We start from the raw sequence: 1,908 nt of genomic DNA, 5'->3' as shown, positions 1-1,908 counted from the left end.
CTTCGATACCCTCTATGCCGAGGGCCAGCGGCGCTACGTAGAGTCGCTTTCCGCCTACGCCCGCCAGTTTCTCTCACTGATGGAAAAACCGGACGTGGATCATATCGAAGGATTGTCACCGGCCATCTCCATCGAGCAGAAGTCGACCTCCCACAATCCGCGCTCGACCGTCGGCACCATTACCGAAATCTACGACTACCTGCGTCTGCTGTTCGCCCGAGTGGGCGAGCCCCGCTGCCCGACCCATTCGCTGCCGCTGGCGGCGCAGACCATCAGCCAGATGGTCGACAAGGTGATGGAACAGCCGGAGGGCGCACGACTGATGCTGCTGGCGCCGGTGGTCCGCAACCGCAAGGGCGAGCACAGCAAGCTGCTCGACAATCTCTCCGCCCAGGGCTTTATTCGCGCCCGCATCGACGGCGAGGTCTGCGACCTGTCGGATCCGCCCACGCTGGAGCTGCAAAAGAAACACACCATAGAAGTGGTGGTGGATCGCTTCAAGGTGCGCGACGATCTGCAGCTGCGACTGGCGGAATCGTTCGAAACGGCATTGGAGCTCTCCGGCGGCATCGCCTCTGTGGTGTCGATGGACGACGCCAATGATTCCGGCCTGGTGTTTTCCGCCAATTTCGCCTGCCCCGAGTGTGGCTATTCCATTGCCGAGCTGGAGCCGCGCATCTTCTCGTTCAACAACCCGGCCGGTGCCTGCGACAGCTGCGACGGCCTGGGTGTGCAGCAGATCGTCGATCCGGACAAGGTGATCAGCAACCCGGAGCTGAGTCTGTCCGGCGGTGCCATTCGCGGCTGGGACAAGCGCAGCTATTACTACTACCAGATGCTCAAGTCCCTGGCCGAGCATTACGACTTCGATCTGGAAGTACCCTATCAGGAGCTGCCGCAAGCGATACAGCAGGCAGTATTGTACGGCTCCGGCCGTACCAGCATCGAATTCAAGTACATGAACGACCGCGGCGATGTACTGGTGCGCAAGCACCCGTTCGAAGGCATATTGCACAACATGGAGCGCCGCTACCGGGAAACCGAGTCCAACTCGGTGCGGGAAGAACTGGCCAAATACCAGAGCCACCGCGCCTGCCCCGGTTGCAGCGGCACCCGCCTGAAAGAGGGCCCGCGCAACGTGTTTGTGGCCGGTCATACCCTGCCCCAGGTCGCCGACATGGCCATCGGCGAGGCCCACGCCTTCTTCACCGGTATGGAGCTGACCGGACAGAAGGCGCAGATCGCCGACAAGATTTTCAAGGAAATAGTGGCCCGGCTGGGCTTTCTGGTCAACGTCGGCCTCAACTACCTGACCCTGTCGCGCAGCGCCGATACCCTGTCCGGCGGCGAGGCCCAGCGTATTCGGCTGGCCAGCCAGATTGGCGCCGGCCTGGTGGGGGTCATGTATGTGCTCGATGAACCCAGCATCGGCCTGCACCAGCGCGACAACGAACGACTACTGTCGACCCTGACCCACCTGCGGGATCTGGGCAACACAGTGATCGTGGTGGAACACGACGAAGACGCCATTCGCGCCGCCGACTATGTGCTGGATATCGGCCCCGGCGCCGGCGTACACGGCGGCGAGATCGTGGCCCAGGGCACCCCGGCCGAGGTGATGGCCAACCCGGACTCACTCACCGGCGCCTACCTGTCGGGCCGGGAATCCATCGCCATCCCGAATCAACGCACCCCGGTGGGTGAGCACTGGCTCACGCTGAGCGGCGCCAATGGCAACAACCTGCAGAACGTCGAGCTGAAGCTGCCGCTGGGGCTGATGACCTGTGTCACCGGCGTGTCCGGCTCGGGCAAGTCGACGCTGGTCAACAACACCCTGTTCCCCATCGCCCATCGGGAGCTGAACAAGGCCACCGTCAGCCAGCCCGCGCCTTACCGCAGCATCGAGGG

General features: G+C 63.1%; 1 protein-coding gene. It reads left to right on the top strand.

The window, feature by feature from the left end:
- On the top strand, window positions 1-1,908 hold a 1,908-nt coding region (uvrA, locus tag R3355_RS24240), incomplete at both ends, for an excinuclease ABC subunit UvrA (RefSeq protein WP_318963688.1).

The organism is Pseudomonas sp. (assembly GCF_033723075.1).
Lineage (GTDB): Bacteria > Pseudomonadota > Gammaproteobacteria > Pseudomonadales > Pseudomonadaceae > Aquipseudomonas.
Note: the sequence above shows the minus strand (reverse complement) of the source record. Positions and strands in the feature narration are given on the sequence as shown.